Below are 20,810 nucleotides of genomic sequence, written 5' to 3' on the forward strand. Positions count from 1 at the left end.
TGTATTCACACATTCAAACTGTGGGAGGGGGCTTGCCCCCGATGGCGGCCTTAAGCGCGCCGCATACCAATATGTGGAATGTCATCCTCCAGGTATTCCTCACCCGCCACCACAAACCCATACCGCCCGTAATAGCCCTGCAAATGCGCCTGGGCTGACAGGAATATCGGCGTCTCAGGCCAGATCTCCTCAATCTGCCTGAGGGTTTCCTCCATCATCTTGTGCCCCAGCCCGGTACCCCGTGCCGCCGGTGCGACGATCACCCGACCGATAACCACATCGCCACCTTGGGATTCCGGATCCAGCAGGCGCAGGTAGGCCATCAGTTCATCGTCTTTCCAAGCCATCAGGTGGTGGGTATCACCCGTCAGATCCTGCCCGTCGATGTCCTGATAAACGCACTTCTGCTCGACAACGAAAACCTCGCAGCGCAAGCGCAGGATGGCGTATAGCTGCTCCTTGCCCAGGTCGGTGTGATGTTTGCAGACCCAATCGACTGTCATGGTGTGTTCTCACGTAAATGTCTGTTCTGGATAGTAGGCGCGACGGGCTTCGGTGTCTAAATCAACTATTTTTGTGAATGAAATCAATTTGCCACTATTGAGTGCAGGCGGCGGCCGTTTCTTTGTGTAATCTGAGCTAATGTTAGAACCTCAGGCGCAGCCTGAGCTAAGGCCACCGCCTGTCCGCCAAGGATTTTGAGCATGCCGCGATTCTCTCGTGCCGTTGCTTTGATTGGAGTGTTGCTGCTGGCAACGCCTGCATGTGCACAGCGCCTGCGCCTGGTCGCGGATGCCTGGCCGCCCTTTACCGATGCCACGCTGATCAACGGGGGCTTGGCCACTGATATTGTCAGCACGGCCTTGGCGCGCGCGGGCTATGCCAGCGATTTCCAGCAGGTGCCCTGGGCTCGCGCGCTGATGGGCGTGGGTGACGGGCGCTATGACGTGCTGGTCAACGCCTGGTACGACGACGCGCGTACGCACTTGGGGCAATTCTCCGGCGAATACCTGCTCAACCGCGTGCGTTTTATCAAGCGCCGTGACGACCCCATCGAGTTTCAGAACCTGCAGCAACTGCACGACTATCCCATCGCGGTGGTACGTGGTTATGCGTATTCAGCGGCGTTCGATGGGGATGCGCAGTTGCAGAAAGTGCCTGTGCATAACTTCGCCATGGCCGTGCGCATGCTGGCGGCGCAGCGGGTGCGGCTGACGGTGGAGGATGAATATGTGGCGCGCTTTTACCTGGCACGGGAGTCGGCCCGGGTGCGTAATACGGTGGAGTTCCTGCCACAGCCGCTGAGTGAAAACAGCCTGCATATTCTGGTGAGCCTGAAGAACCCTGAGCACGCGCAGATCGTGGCGAGCTTTGACCGCGAGATTGCCAAGATGAAGGTCGATGGCAGTTATGCGCGGTTGATGAAGGCCCATGGCATGTAGTGCCTGTGCGGGCCTCATCGGGAGCAAGTCGAATCGTCGCACCGCCCCTCCCACATTTGGACCGTGTGAATCCAATCAAGTGTGGGAGGGGCTTGCCCCCGATAGCGGCCTAAGCCGCGCTGGTATCTTTGATCAGGTGCGCCGCCAAGGTGCGCAAAGGCCCCAACTGCCGGCAAATCAAGGCCAACTGTGTCTGCACCAATCGCTGCCCTTCATCAATCTCATCCGGCATCTGCTCCAAGTCCGCCGCCAGGGCTTCCTCGGCGTCGCTTTGGATCGCAATGGGTTGCTTGTTGGCCAAACCAGTCGCGATTTCATCGATGCTCGCAGCGAGGGTTTTACCCGCGCCGTCGATCAGATGCTCGCGCACCTCAGCCGGCAATGGCGTATCGCGGTGGGCTCCTAGGCCTGACAAGTAGCTGAGCAAGGTGTGGGACAACACCAGGAAACGGAAGCCCACATCCGCCTCCTTACGGAAATGCCCCGGCTCCATCAACATGTTCGCCAGCGTGGTGGACAGCGCCGCATCGGCGTTGTGCGCGTTGCGGCGGGCCAGGCGATAGGCCAGGTCGTCGCTTTTGCCGGCGGCGTATTGCTGCATGATCTGGCGCAGGTAGATGCTGTTGCAGGTCAGGGTGTTGGCCAGCACTTTGTTCAGGCGACGGCCTTGCCAGTCCGGCAGGAACAGGAACACGGCCAGGCCGGCGATCAAACTGCCGAGCAAAGTATCGAACAGCCGTGGCAAAAACAGCCCGTAGCCATCCCCCACCTGGTTAAAGCAGAACAGCACCATCAGGGTGATTGCTGCCGTGGCCAGGGTGTAGCGGGTGGTGCGGTTGATAAAGAACACCAGGCCGGCAGCGATGGCGAACATCGATTGCACCAAGGGGCTTGGGAACAGGTCGAACAGCGCCCAGGCCACGGTGAGGCCGATAGCGGTGCCGATGATCCGCTGGCCGAGCTTGCGCCGCGTCGCACCGTAGTTGGGCTGGCACACAAACAGGGTGGTGAGGATGATCCAATAACCTTGGGAGGCGTGGATGGCATGCAAGGTGCCGTAGCCGATGGTCAGCGCCAGTGACAGGCGCAACGCGTGTCGGAACAGCAGAGACGTCGGCGTGAGTTGGGTGCGCAGGCGCGTCCACATTTCTTTGAGGTTGCGCGGCGCGCGGTCCAACAGGTTGCTGTCGGTGGCGTCGGCCAGGGCGTCGGGGTTGCTCGCGTCGCCGAGCAGGCGGTCAAGGGTGGACAGGTTGGCCGCCAGGGCGCGCAACGAACGCAGCAGGCCGCGCCAGGCCGGGTTGCTCTGGATGCGCAAGTGTTCCAGGGAGGCGTTCAGGTCGCTCAGGGCTTCGGCGAAGCTGTCGTCATAGATGAACGGTTGGCGCAGTTGGATCGACTCGGCCAGGGCCTGGCAGGCCTTGCCTTGTTGGCGCAGTAGGCGCTGACAGCGGAACAGCACATCGCTGTGGAAGAACGCATCGGCCAGGGCGTTGTAAGGGTAGTGGGATGAGCTGGCGCGTTCGTGGATGTCCTGGGCCAGGAAATACAGCTTGAGGTAGCGACTGACCTTCGACCCCGGTCGGCCATTGCCGACGCGGTGCAGGATGATTTCTTTCGCGGCATTCAGCGCGGCCACCACCCGGCCATTTTGCTGGGCAAGTTCCAGGCGGCGCGCCTCCACATCCAACTGGCGGATTGGTTCAAACAGCGACGACTTGAGCTTGAGGTAGCGCCCCAACTCGCGGAACAGCCGCGCCAGGCTCTGCTGCACCGGCTGGTTGGAAAACAGCGCCTGCCACAGCACCGACAACGCGCCGTACCAGGCCGCGCCGGCCACCAGCAGCAACGGCTCATGCCAGAAATCACTGACGGCGCCGCCGCGCTGGTCCACGCCGATCATGGTGTAGACCGACAGAATCAAGGTGGCCGACGCAATCGCGCCATAGCGTTCGCCCAGCGCCCCGAGCATCGTCAGGCCGAACGTCGCCAGAGCCAGGGAGATGGCGAAAATCCAGGGGTAAGGGAACAGCAATTCCACCGACAGCGCGGCGATGCTGAAGCACACCAGCGTTACTGCCAGGGCATTGAGGCGGCCCTGCCAACTGTCGTCGGTCTCAGCCAGGGCGCTGGCGATAATCCCCAGGAACAGCGGGATCAGCAGCGTCATTTCATCCTGATACCAGCACAGCGCCATGCTGCCGGTGAGGGCGATGAATACCCGAATGCTGTAACTGAATTTATCCAGCGCCCACAGGCGCCGCATAGACTGCTTGAACGAGGTCGATGACATGAAGTCGTGAGTCTTCCGGGACGATGCCGTTAAATTGAGCCATCAGTGACGCCACGGCAAGGGTGGTGATCACATCTGACAACAAATTATTCGCAGGCACCCCTCAAATCAAAATGTGGGAGGGGACTTGCCCCCGATTGCAGTGTGTCAGCCAGAATATCGGTGACTGATACACCGCTATCGGGGGCAAGCCCCCTCCCATATTTTTTTCTGCGTCGCGTCAAACAAACTGCGCGGCCGCGTAACCGGAGGCCCACGCCCACTGGAAGTTAAATCCGCCCAGATGGCCGGTCACGTCCAGCACTTCCCCAATAAAGTACAAGCCAGGGCTTTTCAGCGATTCCATGGTTTTGGACGACACTTCCCGCGTGTCCACCCCACCCAACGTCACCTCGGCGGTGCGATAGCCCTCGGTGCCCGCCGGCACCAGCTGCCAGCTCCCCAGCTTCTGCGCGATGTCGGCAATTTCGGCGTGGGTGTACTGCTTCATCGGCTTGGACGCAAACCAGGTGTCCGCCAGCAGGTTGGCCATCTTCTTGGTGAAGATCTCACCCAGCAGGGTTTTCAGCTCGCTGTTGGGGCGCTCGACCTGTTGCTGTTGCAGCCAGGTGTGGGCGTCGTGGTCGGGCAGCAGGTTGATTTCCACGGTGTCGCCGGATTCCCAATAGGAGGAAATCTGCAAGATCGCCGGACCGCTCAGGCCACGGTGGGTAAACAGAATGTTCTCGCGAAAGCTCTGGTCGTTGCAGCTGACCAGGCAGTCCACGGAGGTGCCGGACAACTCGCCGCACAAGTCCTTGAGCTGATCAGTGATGGTGAACGGCACCAGCCCGGCGCGGGTTGGCAGCAGTTCGTGACCGAATTGCTTGGCCACTTGATAACCAAAACCGGTGGCGCCCAGGGTCGGAATCGACAAGCCGCCGGTGGCGATCACCAGGGATTCGCAGCGCAACTCACCCAGCGTGGTTTGCAACTGGTAGCCGCCGTCGACCTTGGCAATCTCCTGGATCGACGTGTCCAAGTGCATGCTCACGCCGGTCTGGATGCATTCGTCGAGCAGCATGCCGAGGATGTCGCTGGACTTGTTATCGCAGAACAACTGGCCCAGCTTCTTCTCGTGATACGGCACGCCGTGCTTGGCCACCAGCCCGATAAAGTCCCACTGGGTGTAGCGGGCCAGGGCGGATTTGCAGAAGTGCGCGTTATGCGAGAGGAAGTTGGCCGGCTCGGTGTACATATTGGTGAAATTGCAGCGGCCACCGCCGGACATCAGGATCTTCTTGCCGGCCTTGTTCGCATGGTCGATCAGCATCACCTTGCGCCCGCGCCCGGCGGCGGTCAGTGCGCACATCAAGCCTGCGGCGCCGGCGCCAATGATCACAACTTCGGTCGAGCGCAAAACGGTGTCCTCATACAAATTCTGATTTGGAATGCAATTAATGTAGGAGGGGGCTTGCCCCCGATAGCGGCGGTTCAGTCACATCTATATTGACTGACACTCCGCTATCGGGGGCAAGCCCCCTCCCACATTGGATCTCCATTGGTGCGGAGATCGTGTTACAGGATCCGAACGCGCAACGAACGGCCTTTGATCTTGCCGTCATTCAAACGCTGCAACGCTTGCTTGGCGATTCCGCGCTCAACAGCCACGAAAGCCTGGAAGTCAAAGATCGCGATCTTGCCGACCTGGGCGCCCGGGATGCCAGCTTCGCCGGTCAGTGCGCCGAGGATGTCGCCCGGACGTACTTTGTCTTTACGGCCTGCGGCGATGCACAGGGTGCTCATCACCGGCAGCAACGGACCGCCGCTTTGCGGCTTGAGGTTGTCCAGTTGGTCCCAGTTCAGCGGCGACTTCTGCAGTTGCTCGATGGCTTGGGCGCGGTGCGCTTCGGACGGCGCCACCAGGCTGATTGCGATGCCGGTCTCGCCCGCACGACCGGTACGGCCGACGCGATGGATATGGATTTCCGAATCGCGGGCCAGTTCGACGTTGATCACCATGTCCAGCGCGTCAATGTCCAGGCCACGGGCGGCGACGTCGGTGGCGACCAGCACCGAGGTGCTGCGGTTGGCGAACATCGCCAGCACCTGGTCACGGTCGCGCTGTTCCAGGTCGCCATGCAGGCCAACGGCGGAAATGCCCTTGGACGTCAGGTGGTCGACGGTTTCCTGTACTTGCTGCTTGGTGAAGCAGAACGCCACGCAGGAAGCCGGGCGGAAATGCGCCAGCACCTTGGTCACGGCGTCCATGCGTTCTTCCGGGGAGATCTCGTAGAAACGCTGCTCGATCTGGTCGTCGGAGTGGAACGCTTCGGCTTTCACTTGCTGCGGCGCGCGCATGAACTTCGAGGCCAGCTGCTTGATGCTCACCGGGTAGGTGGCCGAGAACAGGAGGGTTTGGCGGCGTGGTGGGGTCTTGCTGATGATGTCTTCGATCGCGTCGTAGAAGCCCATGTCGAGCATGCGGTCGGCTTCATCGAGGATCAGGGTGTTCAAGCCGTCCAGCACCAGCGAACCTTTGCGCAGGTGTTGCTGGATGCGGCCCGGGGTGCCGACGATCACGTGGGCGCCGTGCTCAAGGGAGGCGATCTGCGGACCGAGGGACACGCCGCCGCACAGGGTCAGGACCTTGATGTTGTCTTCGGCGCGGGCCAGGCGACGGATTTCTTTGGCGACCTGGTCGGCCAGTTCACGCGTCGGGCACATCACCAGCGCTTGGCAGCCGAAGTAGCGCGGGTTGATCGGGTTCAACAGGCCGATACCGAATGCAGCGGTCTTGCCGCTGCCGGTCTTGGCCTGGGCAATCAGGTCCAGCCCTTTGAGGATCACCGGCAAGCTTTGCGCCTGGATCTGCGTCATCTCGACATAACCCAGCGAGTCGAGGTTAGCCAGCATGGCGGCGGACAGGGGCAAAGTATTAAAAGCGGTGGCGATGGTAGTCACGGGACTGGCTCTGCAAAACAAAATGTCGCGCAGTGTACCAGCCCTGTGGGAATTTCCCCGCAAGTTCTAGACGAGACGCCGCTTAATGCTCGATATGTTGGTCTGGGTTGACCACCCGTTTGCCGTCTGTTGGCGACAGTTGCAGGAAGATCGCCGCCGCCAGCATCGCCATGATGCCCACGGTGAGGAAGGTCAACTGGAAGGCGCCCAGCACACTTTCCACGCCATCATTGCCCGATTCGGCAGTGAAGCCGCCGAGCAGCGCACCGGCGCAGGCCACGCCCAGGCTCAGAGACAGTTGCGCCACCACCGAAAGCAAACTGTTGCCGCTGCTGGCCTGAGCGTCGTCGAGGTCGATCAGGGTCACGGTGTTCATGGCGGTGAATTGCAGGGAGTTGATCGCCCCCAGCACCGCGAGCATGCCGAGCAGCAAAGGGTAGGGCGTCTGTTCCGTAACCAGGCCCATGCTGGCGAGCATCATCCCCAGCGCCAGGGTATTGCCGGTGAGCACGATGCGATAACCCAGGCGCTCGATCAACGGACGCGCCACGGACTTGGCAAACATCGCCGCCGCCGCCAGGGGCAGCATGCTCATACCGGCTTGCGATGGCGAATAACCCAGCGCTACCTGCAACAACAGCGGCACCAGGAACGGCAGCGCGCCGCTGCCCAAGCGGGCGAACAGGTTGCCCAGAATGCCCACCGCAAACGTGCGCGTCTTGAACAGCACCGGCGAGAACAGCGCATTGTCGATATGCCCGGCCCGCAGCCAATACGCCGCCAGGCACGCCAGCCCGCCGAACAGCAGCAACATCACCCGCAGGTGCGGCAAGTGCAGTTCGCCCAGGCCTTCCATCGCGATGGTGATCAACACCATCGCCGCGCCGAACAGCAAAAAGCCGAGGCCATCAAAGCGTGTGCGCTCGCTGCCGCGCAGGTCGGGGATGAATTTCCACACGGCGTAGCAGCCGATTATGCCCACCGGCAGGTTGATCAGGAAGATCCAGTGCCAGGTTAGGTATTGCACCATCCAGCCGCCCATGGTCGGGCCGAGCAATGGGCCGAGCAGGCCAGGAATGGTGATGAAGCCCATGATCCGCACCAGCTCGGAGCGCGGGTAAGCACGGAGAACGACCAGCCTTCCGACCGGCAGCATCAGCGCGCCGCCCAAGCCTTGGATCACCCGCGCACCCACCAGCATGGTCAGGCTGCTGGACAAGGCGCACAGCAAGGAGCCGATGCTGAACAGCATGATCGCGCCAAAGAAGATTTTCTTAGTGCCGAAGCGGTCGGCAATCCATCCGGACGCCGGGATCAGCAGGGCGACGGTGAGCATGTAGGCGATCACCACACCTTGCATACGCAGCGGGTTCTCGGCGAGGTCCCGCGCCATTGCCGGCAGCGCCGTATTCAGAATCGTCCCGTCCAGCGACTGCATGAAGAAGGCAATCGCCACCACCCAGGGGAGCCAGCGGGCGGTCTTGTCATCGAGCGGGACGCGATTCGGCATGGGAACCCTTTTGTTAGCAGGCTATGTGTTGGCGATTATGCGCCATTCGTCGCGCTTTTTCCCACTGGCGGTTCGTCTAAGTCCGACAACACCGCGTGCTCGCCCACCAAAAAATTCAGCAGCGCGCGGTGCACCGATAACGCGGCCTCGCGGGACTCCAGATCAAGCAAATGACCGGTGTGCTCGGCCACTGCAAAGCTGCTGCGGGCCACGTAATGCTTGAACAGCTGGGCTTCGGCGGCCGGGGTGTATTCGTCCAGGGCGCCGTTGAGGAAATGCACCGGCGTTTCAATCTGCCGCAGTGCTGGCAGGTAGTTGCCGTCACCCAGGCCGAGTACCTGATGGATATGGAAGCGCGCCTGGCGGTACTCGGTGGTGGCCATGGTCGACAGGTGACGGTGGTTATTTCGTTTGAGCCGGGGCGAGAGGTATTTGCCGACCGTCTCGTTGAGCAAGTGGCCGACAGCGGATTTGTCATCGGCCTCGATCAGCACACGCACGCGCTCCACGTAGTCGAGCATGGGTTGGTTGAGGTTGGGCGCCAGGGCCATCACCACCGAGCTTTCGATGGACGGCGGGTTGTGCGCGAGGGTCAGCAGCGTGGAGATGCCACCCCAGGAGGCCGATACCAGGTGGTTGACCTCGAAGCGTTCCACCAGTGCGCGCAGCATCTGCACTTCGTCGTCTTTGGTCACTAGGTCCAGCTCGGTGTTGTGCTCGCGGGAATAGCCGGAGAATGGCAAATCGAAGAGCAGCACATTGAAATGCTCGGCCAGGCATTTGCTGGTGCGGGCGAAGGAGCGGGTGGTGGAGAGCGCGCCATTGACCATCAGTACCGTTTTCTTTTGCGGGTCGTGACCCAGTTGCTCCATGTGAACGTTGTAGTGTTTGAACAGCTTTTGTATGACGAAACTTCCATGGTTCATCGCAGTACTTCCAGTATGTGGCGGTATGCCACTAGCTGTTATAGCGAGGTTTTTTGCAGGCGACAACAGGCCGCCCGTGCAAACGGACAGGAAGAGAATTTACGGTAGGAAGGGCCGAAACCGGGATGTCTGAAATCAGCACAAAACACTGTGGGAGGGGCTCCTCCCACAGGCATTTGATGTTTAGAGAGTCAGGGTCAGGCGTTTTACCAAGGCCCCCGGCAACAGGTTGGATGCAGTGTTGCGCTGTCCGTAGGTGCTGGCCGACAGCAGCAACTCGCGCTCAGCGGTGAGGGCTTCCAACTGCGAGCCGAGCAGGCTGTAGACGCTGTCATCAAACCGCATGGTGCTGACCGGCGCCTTGATCTCGCCGTCTTCCACCCAGAACGTGGCGAAGCGCGTCATGCCGGTGAGGCGGGCGGCGGCCAGTTCTGAATAGTTCAGGTACCACAGGTTGCTGATGTACAGCCCGGTGCCGAGTTGTTTGAGGATGTCAGCTTCGGCCAGGTTGCCCGCTGCCATCTGCAAGGCACTGGGGGATTCATCGCTGCTGGCGCCGTTGGTGCTGAGACCATATTCGGCGGCACTGCGCGAGTTCACCAGTTGGCCTTCGGCCTTGCCCGCGTTGATCAACGTGACATCGCCGCGCGGGTAGCCCTCGCTGGAAAACGCCTGGCTCAGGGAGCCGCTGACGTGTTCGTTCACTGTTACCAGCGGGCTGAGGTGTTGCTCGCCCGCGTACAGCTTTTGCAGTGAGCTGCCTTTGCTGGCGATGGCCTGTGCGGAGAAACCACCCCAAGTGATGATGCTGATGATTTCTTCCAGCGCCGCCGGGGCGAGGTAGGCGCGATACTGCCCGGGCGCCAGGGTGTGCAACGGTCGACCGAGGAACTCAAGCTGGTTGCGGGCCTGTTGCAAGCGGCGGGCGAACTCGGCGCTGTCCCAAGTGTGCCCGGCATAGTTGGCCTTTACCGCTTCGCCGTTGGCATGGAACAGGCTGAAGTCGAAGTTGAAGCTATTGGCCTGGTGCCAGCCGAATGCCCCATCGGAACTGGCAAAGCCACGGCTGATCGGCCCGGCGGCGTAGATGCCAACCAAGTCCACGCCGTCAGCGGCCTGGCTGATGTCCTCCAGCACGAGGGCCAGGTCGGGCAGCGGCTGGGCCTGTTCGTTGTGGCTGTGCCAGGCATCGTGGTTGAGCAACAGATACGGGTCATGGGGCAGCAACGGTAAGGTTTCGCGCAGTTGTTGCAGGCCATCGGCGAGGCGCTGGCGGTCCAGCTCAGGCGTGCCGGCCAGGGTGATAGCGAGGTCGGCGTGGCGGCCATCGTTGATCAGTTTCAGGTTGAGGCTGGCCTGTTGCACTTGTCCGGCCTGGCGCACCTTGGCGTGGTTGAACCGCACGAACTCGGACGCCTCGGCCGCATAGCTCAGGTGAAATTGTTCCTTTTCGGTGATGGCCTGCTTGAGCCACTCCACCAATGCCTTGAAGGTATTCATCAGGCATCTCCCCCAAATACGTCAATGTTGCTGAACACACACGCGGGTGAGGCGTGGCCGACACGGATCACCTGGTTGGGTTCGCCCTTGCCGCAGTTCGGCGTGCCCAGCACCTTGGTGGTGCTGGCGTCACCCACGGCGCTGAGCTTGCGCCAGAACTGCGCGGAAATAGCTCGGTAGTTGGGGTTCTTCACCACGCCCTTGAGCTCTCCGTTTTCAATCAACTGGCCCCATTCGCAGCCGAACTGGAATTTGTTGCGCGCATCGTCGATGGACCATGAACGGTTCGTCGACATCAGGATGCCGTTTTCGATGCCGCCAATCAGTTGCGCCAGGCTCTTGTCGCCGGCTTCGATATTCAGGTTGGCCATGCGGTCGATCGGCGCGCGGTTCCAACTGCTGGCGCGGCTGTTGGCCACGCCGCTCATGCCGGATCGAAATTGCGACAGCGCCCCACCCAGCGGCTTGATCAACAGCCCTTCGCGTATCAGGAATTGCTTGCTGGCGGCGGTGCCGTCGTCGTCATGGCTGTAGCTGGCGAGCTGTTCGGGAATGTTCGGGTCGAACGTCACATTGAGCAGCTTGGAGCCGTATTGCAGGTGGCCAAAGTCGCTGGCCTTCACAAAACTGGTGCCGGCGTAGTTGCGCTCGTCGCCGAGAATACGGTCCAGTTCCAGCGGGTGGCCGATGGACTCGTGGATCTGCAGGATCATCTGGTCAGGCATCAGCAGCAGGTCGCGCGGGCCTTGGGGCGTGTTCGGCGCCAGCAGCAGTTGCAGGGCTTCGTCGGCAATGCGCGGGGCCGCGCCGACCAGGCCGAAACGGTTGATCACCTCAAACCCGCCTTGCTGGCCAAAGTTGCTGCCGCCGAGGGTGCGGGTCTGGCTGTCGTTGCCGTCAAAGGCTGTAACGTTGACGCCAGGGAACACAAAACGCTGGGCCTGGCGCAGCTCGGCGCCGGCAGTATTGAGGTAGATCTGCTCGACGTGGGTCAGACCCAGGCTGACGTCCCAACTGACCAGGCGCTCGTCCTTGGGCACGGCGGCCGATTCGTCGCCAAGCAGGTGATAGCAGTCACTTAGGGATGGGAAGGCTTGGTCGAGGTCAGGCGACAGATAGTCGGCGATGTCGCTGGAGATGTGTTGGTCGCGCACATCCAGCAGGGCGTGAGGCTTGATTTGCCGGGCTTGCTGTTCGGCGCGCTCAAGGGCGGCTTGCAGGCCGGCAAGGGAAATGTCGTTGGTCGCGGCGTAGGCTTCGACACCGTTGAGACGCACGGTGAGCATGGCGCCTTCGTCGTTGCTCAAGTGTGGCGGTTCGGCGACGTTCTTGCGCACCGACAGGTACTGGCCGGATTCGCGAACGTAGCGTAGGGAGAAGAAATCGGCGGTAGTGCGCAGGGCACTGAAATGCCGTTTGAGTGTGGCGTGGTGTTCGAACATGGGGCCTTCCTTGTGGGCAGCTCAGCGCGGGCAGGCAAACAGAGTAGGCCTGGGCTGGGGGCTGATCAAGGAAAGTGTACAGGTAAGGTTTGCAGTGCCTGATCGGGCCCTATCGGGGGCAAGCCCTCTCCCACACTTGATTTGTGAATACATTCAAATGTGGGAGAGGGCTTGCCCCCGATGAAGGCACCGCAGTGAATCAGTTACTGCGCAGTCGGCCCCACTTCACGCAACGGCTTGCCACGCACCGGCGCATCGCCTGCCACGTAGTAATCCGCCGTGCTGCGGGGCAGCGGCTGGCGACCACGGATCTTGTCGGCGATTTTCTCGGCGATCATGATCGTCGGCGCGTTCAGGTTACCGGTGGTGATGATCGGCATGATCGAGGCATCGACCACACGCAGACCTTGCATGCCATGCACGCGACCTTCGCCATCCACGACGGCCATCTCGTCGGTGCCCATCTTGCACGAGCAGGACGGGTGGAACGCGGTTTCGGCGTGCTCGCGGATGAACTTGTCCAACTGCTCATCGGTTTGCACATCGATGCCCGGGCTGATTTCGCGGCCACGGTATTGATCGAGGGCCGGCTGCTGCATGATTTCACGGGTCAGGCGAATGCCATCGCGGAATTCCTGCCAGTCCTGCTCGGTGGCCATGTAGTTGAAGAGGATGCTCGGGTAGTCCCGTGGGTTCTTCGACTTCAGTTGTACGCGGCCACGGCTCGGCGAGCGCATGGAGCCCATGTGTGCCTGGAAACCGTGCTCTTTCACACCGTTGCTGCCGTTGTAGTTAATCGCTACCGGCAGGAAGTGGTACTGGATGTTCGGCCATTCGAATTCTTCACGGGTACGGATAAAACCGCCCGCTTCGAACTGGTTGCTGGCGCCGATGCCGGTGCCGTTGAACAGCCATTCGGCACCGATGGCCGGCTGGTTGTACCAGAGCAGCGACGGGTACAGCGACACCGGCTGAGTGCACGCATATTGCAGGTACAGCTCAAGGTGGTCCTGCAGGTTTTCGCCGACGCCAGGCAGGTCATGGACCACCGGGATGTCGAGGCTTTCCAGCAATTTGGCCGGGCCCACGCCGGAGCGTTGCAGCAGTTGCGGCGAAGCGATTGCGCCGCTGCACACCAGCACTTCTTTACGCGCACGGGCTTCAACGCGCTCTTCGGCGGCACCGATCAGGTAACGCACGCCAACGGCACGCTTGCCTTCGAACAAGACTTTGTCGGTGAGGGCGTGGGTGACGATGGTCAGGGTCGAACGCTTCTTGGCCGTGTCCAGGTAACCGCGCGCTGTGCTGGCGCGACGGCCGTTAGGCGTGACGGTACGGTCCATCGGGCCGAAGCCTTCCTGCTGGTAGCCGTTCAAGTCTTCGGTACGCGGGTAACCGGCCTGCACGCCCGCTTCAACCATGGCGTGGAACAGCGGGTTATTGCCGGCTTTAGGCGTGGTCACGCTGACCGGGCCATCGCCGCCATGCCAGTCGTTCGGGCCGATGTCGCGGGTTTCAGCCTTGCGGAAATACGGCAGGCAATCGAGGTAGCTCCAGTCTTCCAGACCTGGCAGCTTCGACCAGTTGTCGTAGTCCATGGCGTTGCCGCGGATGTAGCACATGCCGTTGATCAGCGAAGAGCCACCCAGGCCCTTGCCGCGACCGCATTCCATCCGACGGCCGTCCATGTGTGGCTCTGGATCGGTCTCGTAGGCCCAGTTGTAGCGGCGGCCTTGCAGTGGGAACGCCAGGGCGGCGGGCATTTGGGTACGGAAGTCGAGGCGGTAGTCGGGGCCGCCGGCTTCCAGCAGCAGGACGGTGACGCCTTCGTCTTCGGTCAGACGGGTCGCCAGGGTATTACCGGCGGAGCCGGCACCCACAATGATGTAGTCGTATTCTTGGGACATTGAATGCACCCTCTTTGATGTGTGGTCAGGTCGGGCCTCATCGGGGGCAAGCCCCCTCCCACATGTGATCGGGTTCACACCGTCAAAGGTGGGAGGGGGCTCGACCCTGATGGCGGCCTCAAAGGCAACGCAAGGCTCGGGTCTTAGAACACCGAGGCGTAATCGCCCAGCTCAACCTGTACCGATTTGATGCGGGTGAAGTTATTCAGCGAGCTGATGCCGTTCTCACGGCCAACACCCGATTGCTTGTAGCCGCCGACCGGCATTTTTGCGTCGGACTCGCCCCAAGCGTTGATCCAGCAGATACCCGCTTCCAGTTGATGAATCACGCGGTGAGCGCGGTTCAGGTCTTTGGTGACCAGGCCGGCGGCCAGACCGAAGTCGGTGTCGTTGGCGCGGCGGATCACTTCTTCTTCGGTTTCGTAGGTGAGGATGCTCATCACCGGGCCGAAGATTTCTTCACGCACGATCACCATGTCGTCGGTGCAGTCGGTGAAGACAGTCGGTGCCACGAACGCGCCTTTGGCGAAGTCGCCGTCGGTCAGGCGGTCGCCGCCGCACAGCAGGCGGGCGCCTTGCTCTTTGCCTTTGGCGATGTAGCCCAGCACGCTTTCCATGTGGGCGAAGCTGACCAGCGGACCGAAGTTGGTGTTGTCGTCTTGCGGGTCGCCAACGCGGATGCGCGCAACACGCTCAACGATCTTGGCTTCGAACGCCGCTTGCAGGTGCTTAGGCACGAACACACGAGTGCCGTTGGTGCAGACCTGACCGGAGCTGTAGAAGTTGGCCATCATCGCGATGTCGGCCGCACGATCCAGGTCGGCGTCTTCGAACACGATCAGCGGCGACTTGCCGCCCAGTTCCATGGTCACTTCTTTGAGCGAAGAGCTCGACGCGCTGGCCATGACTTTCTTGCCGGTGTCGGTGCCGCCGGTGAACGAGACTTTCTCGATGCGTGGGTGCTCGGTCAGCCAGGTGCCGACTTCACGGCCGCTGCCGGTCAGTACGTTGAACACGCCGGCTGGAACGCCAGCCTCGGTGTAGATCTCAGCCAGTTTCAAGGTGGTCAGCGAAGTGACTTCGCTTGGCTTGAAGATCATCGCGTTACCGGCAGCCAGGGCCGGTGCGGATTTCCACAGGGCGATCTGGATCGGATAGTTCCACGCGCCGATACCGGCGACCACACCCAGCGGCTCGCGGCGGGTGTAGACAAACGAGGTGTCGCGCAGTGGGATCTGCTCGCCTTCGATGGCAGGCACCAGGCCTGCGTAGTATTCCAATACGTCAGCGCCGGTGACGATGTCGACGTACTTGGTTTCGGAGAAGGATTTGCCGGTGTCTAGAGTTTCCAGGGCGGCCAGCTCGTCATTGCGCTCGCGCAGGATGTCGACGGCACGACGCAGGATGCGCGAACGCTCCATGGCGGTCATGGCGGCCCAGATTTTCTGGCCTTTTTCAGCGCTGACCACGGCACGTTCAACGTCTTCTTTCGTTGCGCGTTGCACTTGGGCGAGAACTTCACCGTTAGCCGGGTTGATGGCTTCGAAGGTGGCATCGCTGCCAGCGTCGCTGTAGCCGCCGTCAATGTAGAGTTTTTGCAGGTCGAAACGGGCCATAAAGTCCTCGCAAGTGCATAAGTGGTTGGCGTTACCCGCCGCTAAGTGGGCCATAAGGGTGTGGCAACACTGAGCGGCAGACGTTCAGGGGTTGAGCGTTTATAAGGGCTCTAACTCACCTGCTTGGCCAATTGGAAATCCATGTATTCGTAAGCGATCCGTTGCGCTTGCGCCGTGTCGAAAGCGTCTCCCGACAGGGCGCCGCGCAACCACAAACCGTCGATCAACGCCGCCAGGCCTCGGGCTGCTTTGCGTGCATGCGGCAGCGGCAGCGTTCGGCGGAACTGGCAGCACAGGTTGGAATACAGACGTTGATCGTTGATCCGTTGCAACCTGTGCAATGACGGGTGGTGCATGCTGGTGGCCCAGAAGGCCAGCCAGGTTTTCATTGCCGGGCCGTTGACCTGGCTGGCATCGAAGTTGCCCTCGATGATCACCTGAAGGTGTGCCCGTGGGCTGTCGTCCGTGAGCGCAAGCCTGCGTTCGTGGACGTTCTCAATCAGCGCGTTCATCAAGTAGCGCATCGTCGCTGCAATAAGGCCGTTCTTGTCCTTGAAATAGTGACTGATGATGCCGTTCGAAACGCCGGCCAAACGGGCGATCAGCGCAATGCTGGCATCTCCCATTCCGACCTGATCGATGGCCGTCAACGTGGCTTCGATCAACTGTTGGCGGCGTATGGGTTGCATACCGACCTTGGGCATGTAGCACCTCTCCTTAGGCCTGCCGACGGGCGATGAACGTTCGTCGACTTGAAGGCCAGTCTATTTTGTTTTGATTGAACGTTCAATCAACAAAGAATAAGCTCTGCGACAAATGGTCGCTGCCTACAGGTATTTCCTACGTGAGGGCGGCGACATCTGACACCTGGGAAACCCTTGAAACAGGCCGCATAAGCGCCTGGCACCGCATCGACGGGGCGCAAGAATTTTCGGGGTGTCTTTATAACACCCGTCCGTCGACTGCCGAAAAATCGATGGCCTGGGATAACCGTTGCCTTGTGTTTCTCTCTCGCACTGCCCGGAGCATCTGCGCCATGAGTTCTGCCTCTCTTATAAAGACCCCGCCGGAAAAGGTGCGGGTCAACGGTTGGGTGTTCTACACCTCCACCGCGCTGATTCTGTTGTTGACTGCCATTCTGATCATCGCCCCGCAGGAGGCCGGGCGCATGCTCGGCGTAGCCCAGGCGTGGCTTTCCAAAAGCTTCGGCTGGTACTACATGGTGGTCATCGCCGCCTATCTCGTATTCGTAGTCGGCCTGGCGTTTTCGTCCTACGGCAAGTTGAAACTGGGCAGCAAGGACGACACCCCGGATTTCAGCTACGGCGCCTGGGCCGGCATGTTGTTCTCGTCGGGCATCGGCATCTCGCTGCTGTACTTCGGCGCCTCGGAGCCGTTGGATCACTACTTCAACCCGCCTGAAGGCGCGGCCGCCAGCAATGGCGCCGCTCGCCAGGCGTTGCAACTGACCTTCCTGCATTGGGGCCTGCATGGCTGGGCGATCTACGCCTTGGTCGGCCTGGCCGTGGCGTACTTTGCGTACCGCCATAACCAGCCGCTGGCGTTGCGTTCGGCGTTGTACCCGCTGATGGGCGAGCGTTGGGTCAAAGGCGCGGCGGGCCACGCGGTGGACGGTTTCGGCATGTTCGTGACCCTGCTGGGCCTGGTAACCAACCTGGGGATCGGTTCGTTGCAGGTGTCGTCCGGGTTGGAAAACCTGTTCGGCATGGAACACAGCAACACCAACCTGCTCATCGTGATCATCGTGATGAGCACCGTCGCCACCATCGCTGCCGTGTCGGGTGTGGAGAATGGCATTCGTCGCCTGTCCAACCTCAACATCGTGCTGTTCAGCGGTTTGCTGATCTTCGTGCTGCTGTTCGGCCCGACCCTGCACCTGCTCAATGGCCTGGTGCAGAACACCGGTGATTACCTCAACGGCATCGTGCTGAAGACGTTTGACCTGTATGTGTATGAAGGCGACGGTGAAAAAACCGAGCGCTGGATGGGCCTGTGGACTCTGTTCTACTGGGCCTGGTGGATTTCCTGGGCGCCATTTGTAGGTATGTTCATCGCGCGTATTTCCCGTGGTCGCACGGTGCGTGAACTGGTGGCCGGCGTGCTGCTGATCCCGCTGGGCTTTACCCTGGCGTGGCTGTCGATCTTTGGTAACTCGGCGCTGGACCTGGTGCTGAACCAAGGGGCGGTGGAGTTGGGCAAGACGGCGCTGGAACAACCGTCCATGGCCATCTACCAACTGCTGGAGCACTACCCAGCGTCGAAAATCGTCATTGGTGTGTCGATCTTCGTAGGCTTTGTGCTGTTCCTGACCCCGGCGGATTCCGGCGCAGTGATGATGGCCAACCTTTCCTGCAAAGGCGGCAACGTGGATGAAGATGCGCCGCACTGGCTGCGGATCTTCTGGTCGGTGGTGATCACTCTGGTGACCATCGGTTTGCTGTTTGCCGGCAACTTCGAAGCCATGCAAACCATGGTGGTGTTGGCGGGGCTGCCGTTCTCGGTGGTGCTGATTTTCTTCATGTTTGGTCTGCACAAGGCCATGCGCCAGGACGCGGCGATCGAACAGGAGCAGGCGCAACTGGCTGAACGCGGGCGTCGTGGTTTCAGCGAGCGTTTGACGGCACTCGACCTGCAACCGAGCCAGGGCACTGTGCAGCGCTTCATGGACAAGCACGTCACGCCAGCGCTGGAAGAGGCGGCGGTCGCGTTGCGTGAGCAAGGGTTGGAAGTGCAGACGCTGTTGGGCAAGTCCAAGCGTTGCATCGGTGTGCGGATCGAGATGGAAGAGGGCAACCCGTTCGTTTATGAAGTGAGCCTGGATGCTTACTCGTCGGCGCCGAGCGACCTGCCTGAAGAAGAGCGCACCCGCTATTACCGTGCCGAGGTGTACCTGCACAACGGGCCTCAGGAATACGACCTGATGGGCTTCGCCCAGGAACAGATCACCCGGGACGTGCTCGATCAGTTTGAAAGCCATCGGCAGCTCCTTGGCCGTGTCTATAGCTGATGCTTTGAAAGCCCGGTGGTGTTGTCACTGAAACCACTGGGGCAAAAAATGTGGGAGGGGGCTTGCCCCCGATTGCAGTGTGTCAGTCAGTTCATCTGTTACTGATCCACCGCTATCGGGGGCAAGCCCCCTCCCACATGTTTGACCCAGTTTCTCCAATGGCGTTTGCGGTGTTTGCTAGCCCAGGTTTTTGCCCAGCAGGGCGTGGTAGAGCTCACTGTCGCCCAGGATCCCCACCACCTGGTTGTTGTCATGCAACACCAGCTTGTTCCCTGTCTGGTAACGAATCTGCAGCGCATCACGCATGCCGATATTCGAATCCACCAGCGTCGGTACCCGGCCCAGGCCTTCTACTGCTTGCCCCGGTGCCCAGTTCTGCAGGTTCATCACCACGCCATTCTGACGGGCGCCCTGGATGGTGTTGCCCTCAGCCAGGTCCAGCCACGAGTCGCCGCCCGGATCGAGGCACACCGAGCCGTTCACCCGCGTGCAGTTGTCCAGCGTGCGCATCAGGCTGCGGCCGCACAGCACGTTCAGCGGGTTGGTGTGGGCGACGAAGGTACGCACATAGTCGTCCGCGGGGTTGAGTACGATCTCTTCCGGCACGCTGTACTGAATGATCTTGCCGTCTTTCATGATCGCGATGCGGCTGCCCAACTTGAGCGCCTCGTCGAGGTCGTGACTCACGAACACGATGGTCTTGCTCAGCTTGCGTTGCAGTTCCAGCAACTCGTCCTGCAAGCCCTGGCGGATCAGCGGGTCGAGGGCGGAGAAGGGTTCGTCCATCAGCAGAATATCGGCGTCCATCGCCAACGCACGGGCCAGGCCAACACGCTGCTGCATACCGCCGGAGAGTTCGTCCGGCTTCTTGTTGCGCCACTGGGTCAGGCCCACCAGCTCAAGTTTCTCGTCCACCAGCTTGCGCCGTTCTTTCTCCGGACGGCCCTGCATTTCCAGGCCGAAACTGATGTTTTCACGCACCGTCAGCCAAGGCATCAGGGCAAACTTCTGGAACACCATGGCGATGCGCTTGGTGCGCATCATTTTCAGCTCGGCAGGGGTGCAGGAGGCGATGTCGATCTGGCGACCTTCATGCTCCACAAACAGCTGGCCACGGCTCACGGTGTTAAGGCCGTTGATGCAACGCAGCAAGCTCGATTTGCCGGAGCCCGACAGGCCCATCAGTACACAGATTTCACCTTTCTCGATATCCAGGCTGGCTTTTTCAACGCCGACAATCTGCCCGGTCTTTTTCAGGATCTCGTTGCGATGCATGCCCTGGTCGAGCAGCTTGAGTGCTTCGCGTGGGTCTTTGGAGAAGATCACGTCGACATTGTCGAATCGGATAATGCTCATGCATCACCCCCTACTTTGGCGTCGGGTTGTTTGCAGATGCGGTCGAGCATGATGGCCAGCAACACGATTGCCAGGCCCGCTTCAAAGCCCAGGGCGATGTCGGCGGTGTTCAGCGCGTTGACCACTGGCTTGCCGAGGCCATCGGCGCCTACCAGCGCGGCGATCACCACCATCGACAGCGACAGCATGATGCATTGGGTAATGCCGGCGGCAATGCTCGGCATGGCGTGGGGCAGTTCAATGCGCGAGAGCAACTGACGGCGCGAGCAGCCAAAGGCCTTGCCGGCGTCCATCAACTCTTGCGGTACATCGCGGATACCCAGGTAGGTCAGGCGGATCGGCGCGGCAATGGCGAATACCACCGTGGAGATCAACCCAGGCACCACACCCAGCCCGAAGAGGGTCAGGGTAGGGATGAGGTAGACGAAGGTCGGTACGGTCTGCATCAGATCGAGCACCGGCCGCATCATGGTGTAGAACATCGGTTTGTGCGCGGCAACAATGCCCAGCGGCACACCGATGACCACGCAGACCAGGGTGGCAAACAGCACCTGCGCCAGGGTCTCCATGGTTTCCTGCCAGTACCCCAGGTTGAGGATCAGCAGGAAGGAGGCGATGACAAAAACCGTCAGTCCCCATTTACGTTGAATAAAGTGAGCCAGCAGCGCAATCAGACCGATCAATGCCAGCGGATTGAACCAGGTCAGCGCAAACGTCACGCCGTGGATCATCGTTTCCAGTGTCGATGCGATTGCGTCGAAGTAGTTGGCACCGTGTTGGGTCAACCAATCGACGAAGGCAGCGATGTACTGGCCTAGTGGGATTTTCTGTTCAGTCAGCATGGTAG

General features: G+C 60.8%; 15 protein-coding genes. 2 read left to right on the forward strand and 13 right to left on the reverse strand.

From position 1 onward, the window contains the following. Nucleotides 1-50 precede the first annotated feature (50 nt). On the reverse strand, nucleotides 51-503 hold the full coding sequence (locus ACKZ62_RS01570) for a GNAT family N-acetyltransferase (protein WP_032884041.1): 453 nt from the start codon (nucleotides 501-503) through the stop codon (nucleotides 51-53). 201 nt (nucleotides 504-704) lie between these two features. Here ACKZ62_RS01570 and ACKZ62_RS01575 point away from each other — a divergent pair, with 201 nt between their 5' ends. After that, nucleotides 705-1,442, forward strand: coding sequence for a substrate-binding periplasmic protein (locus tag ACKZ62_RS01575; RefSeq protein ID WP_179179793.1), 738 nt, complete (start codon nucleotides 705-707; stop codon nucleotides 1,440-1,442). Between the two features lie 109 nt (nucleotides 1,443-1,551). On the opposite strand, the gene yccS is transcribed toward ACKZ62_RS01575, so the two are convergent. From yccS to betI, 10 genes are all read right to left on the reverse strand, one after another. Further along, a complete protein-coding gene (yccS, locus tag ACKZ62_RS01580) occupies nucleotides 1,552-3,735 on the reverse strand; it encodes a YccS family putative transporter (protein ID WP_032884039.1) in 2,184 nt (727 codons plus the stop codon). 220 nt (nucleotides 3,736-3,955) lie between these two features. Then, on the reverse strand, nucleotides 3,956-5,134 hold the full coding sequence (locus ACKZ62_RS01585) for a BaiN/RdsA family NAD(P)/FAD-dependent oxidoreductase (protein WP_032884038.1): 1,179 nt from the start codon (nucleotides 5,132-5,134) through the stop codon (nucleotides 3,956-3,958). A gap of 158 nt (nucleotides 5,135-5,292) precedes the next feature. Next, nucleotides 5,293-6,630 (reverse strand): ATP-dependent RNA helicase DbpA, encoded by a 1,338-nt coding sequence (dbpA, locus tag ACKZ62_RS01590; RefSeq protein WP_233897098.1) that lies wholly within the window; start codon nucleotides 6,628-6,630, stop codon nucleotides 5,293-5,295. A gap of 130 nt (nucleotides 6,631-6,760) precedes the next feature. Beyond that, nucleotides 6,761-8,188: a multidrug transporter subunit MdtD gene (gene mdtD / locus ACKZ62_RS01595; RefSeq protein WP_447096246.1), complete on the reverse strand. Its 1,428-nt coding sequence runs from the start codon at nucleotides 8,186-8,188 to the stop codon at nucleotides 6,761-6,763. 35 nt (nucleotides 8,189-8,223) lie between these two features. Continuing rightward, the gene (locus ACKZ62_RS01600) at nucleotides 8,224-9,114 is read right to left on the reverse strand and encodes an alpha/beta fold hydrolase (RefSeq protein ID WP_447096247.1); all 891 of its coding nucleotides are present in this window, start codon (nucleotides 9,112-9,114) and stop codon (nucleotides 8,224-8,226) included. Between the two features lie 183 nt (nucleotides 9,115-9,297). Beyond that, a complete protein-coding gene (locus ACKZ62_RS01605) occupies nucleotides 9,298-10,614 on the reverse strand; it encodes a TldD/PmbA family protein (RefSeq protein WP_447096248.1) in 1,317 nt (438 codons plus the stop codon). Then, nucleotides 10,614-12,056 (reverse strand): TldD/PmbA family protein, encoded by a 1,443-nt coding sequence (locus ACKZ62_RS01610; protein ID WP_447096249.1) that lies wholly within the window; start codon nucleotides 12,054-12,056, stop codon nucleotides 10,614-10,616. The genes ACKZ62_RS01605 and ACKZ62_RS01610 overlap by 1 nt, the downstream gene beginning before the upstream one ends. Before the next feature lie 203 nt (nucleotides 12,057-12,259). Then, nucleotides 12,260-13,963: a choline dehydrogenase gene (gene betA, locus ACKZ62_RS01615; protein ID WP_032884032.1), complete on the reverse strand. Its 1,704-nt coding sequence runs from the start codon at nucleotides 13,961-13,963 to the stop codon at nucleotides 12,260-12,262. Between the two features lie 143 nt (nucleotides 13,964-14,106). Then, nucleotides 14,107-15,579, reverse strand: coding sequence for a betaine-aldehyde dehydrogenase (gene betB, locus ACKZ62_RS01620; RefSeq protein WP_032884031.1), 1,473 nt, complete (start codon nucleotides 15,577-15,579; stop codon nucleotides 14,107-14,109). 110 nt (nucleotides 15,580-15,689) lie between these two features. Beyond that, nucleotides 15,690-16,283, reverse strand: a complete 594-nt coding sequence (betI, locus tag ACKZ62_RS01625) for a transcriptional regulator BetI (protein ID WP_032884029.1) — start codon at nucleotides 16,281-16,283, stop codon at nucleotides 15,690-15,692. Nucleotides 16,284-16,672: 389 nt separating this feature from the next. Here betI and ACKZ62_RS01630 point away from each other — a divergent pair, with 389 nt between their 5' ends. Beyond that, the gene (locus ACKZ62_RS01630) at nucleotides 16,673-18,607 is read left to right on the forward strand and encodes a BCCT family transporter (protein ID WP_233897097.1); all 1,935 of its coding nucleotides are present in this window, start codon (nucleotides 16,673-16,675) and stop codon (nucleotides 18,605-18,607) included. Nucleotides 18,608-18,784: 177 nt separating this feature from the next. Here ACKZ62_RS01630 and choV read toward each other — a convergent pair whose 3' ends face one another. Together choV and choW are read right to left on the reverse strand one after the other, a co-directional pair. Next, nucleotides 18,785-19,963: a choline ABC transporter ATP-binding protein gene (gene choV, locus ACKZ62_RS01635; RefSeq protein ID WP_032884027.1), complete on the reverse strand. Its 1,179-nt coding sequence runs from the start codon at nucleotides 19,961-19,963 to the stop codon at nucleotides 18,785-18,787. Further along, on the reverse strand, nucleotides 19,960-20,805 hold the full coding sequence (gene choW, locus ACKZ62_RS01640) for a choline ABC transporter permease subunit (protein WP_003194913.1): 846 nt from the start codon (nucleotides 20,803-20,805) through the stop codon (nucleotides 19,960-19,962). Before choW ends, choV begins: the two co-directional genes overlap by 4 nt. Nucleotides 20,806-20,810: the final 5 nt, after the last annotated feature.

It is taken from the genome of Pseudomonas sivasensis (assembly GCF_052938085.1).

What these genes read in the sequence shown, in the direction of transcription:
- betB (WP_032884031.1), bottom strand. Translation starts at nt 15,579, where the DNA reads ATGGCCCGTTTCGACCTGCAAAAACTCTACATTGACGGCGGCTACAGC.
- yccS (WP_032884039.1), bottom strand. Translation starts at nt 3,735, where the DNA reads ATGTCATCGACCTCGTTCAAGCAGTCTATGCGGCGCCTGTGGGCGCTG.
- ACKZ62_RS01570 (WP_032884041.1), bottom strand. Translation starts at nt 503, where the DNA reads ATGACAGTCGATTGGGTCTGCAAACATCACACCGACCTGGGCAAGGAG.
- ACKZ62_RS01605 (WP_447096248.1), bottom strand. Translation starts at nt 10,614, where the DNA reads ATGAATACCTTCAAGGCATTGGTGGAGTGGCTCAAGCAGGCCATCACC.
- choW (WP_003194913.1), bottom strand. Translation starts at nt 20,805, where the DNA reads ATGCTGACTGAACAGAAAATCCCACTAGGCCAGTACATCGCTGCCTTC.
- choV (WP_032884027.1), bottom strand. Translation starts at nt 19,963, where the DNA reads ATGAGCATTATCCGATTCGACAATGTCGACGTGATCTTCTCCAAAGAC.
- mdtD (WP_447096246.1), bottom strand. Translation starts at nt 8,188, where the DNA reads ATGCCGAATCGCGTCCCGCTCGATGACAAGACCGCCCGCTGGCTCCCC.
- ACKZ62_RS01610 (WP_447096249.1), bottom strand. Translation starts at nt 12,056, where the DNA reads ATGTTCGAACACCACGCCACACTCAAACGGCATTTCAGTGCCCTGCGC.
- dbpA (WP_233897098.1), bottom strand. Translation starts at nt 6,630, where the DNA reads ATGCTGGCTAACCTCGACTCGCTGGGTTATGTCGAGATGACGCAGATC.
- betI (WP_032884029.1), bottom strand. Translation starts at nt 16,283, where the DNA reads ATGCCCAAGGTCGGTATGCAACCCATACGCCGCCAACAGTTGATCGAA.
- betA (WP_032884032.1), bottom strand. Translation starts at nt 13,963, where the DNA reads ATGTCCCAAGAATACGACTACATCATTGTGGGTGCCGGCTCCGCCGGT.
- ACKZ62_RS01575 (WP_179179793.1), top strand. Translation starts at nt 705, where the DNA reads ATGCCGCGATTCTCTCGTGCCGTTGCTTTGATTGGAGTGTTGCTGCTG.
- ACKZ62_RS01600 (WP_447096247.1), bottom strand. Translation starts at nt 9,114, where the DNA reads ATGAACCATGGAAGTTTCGTCATACAAAAGCTGTTCAAACACTACAAC.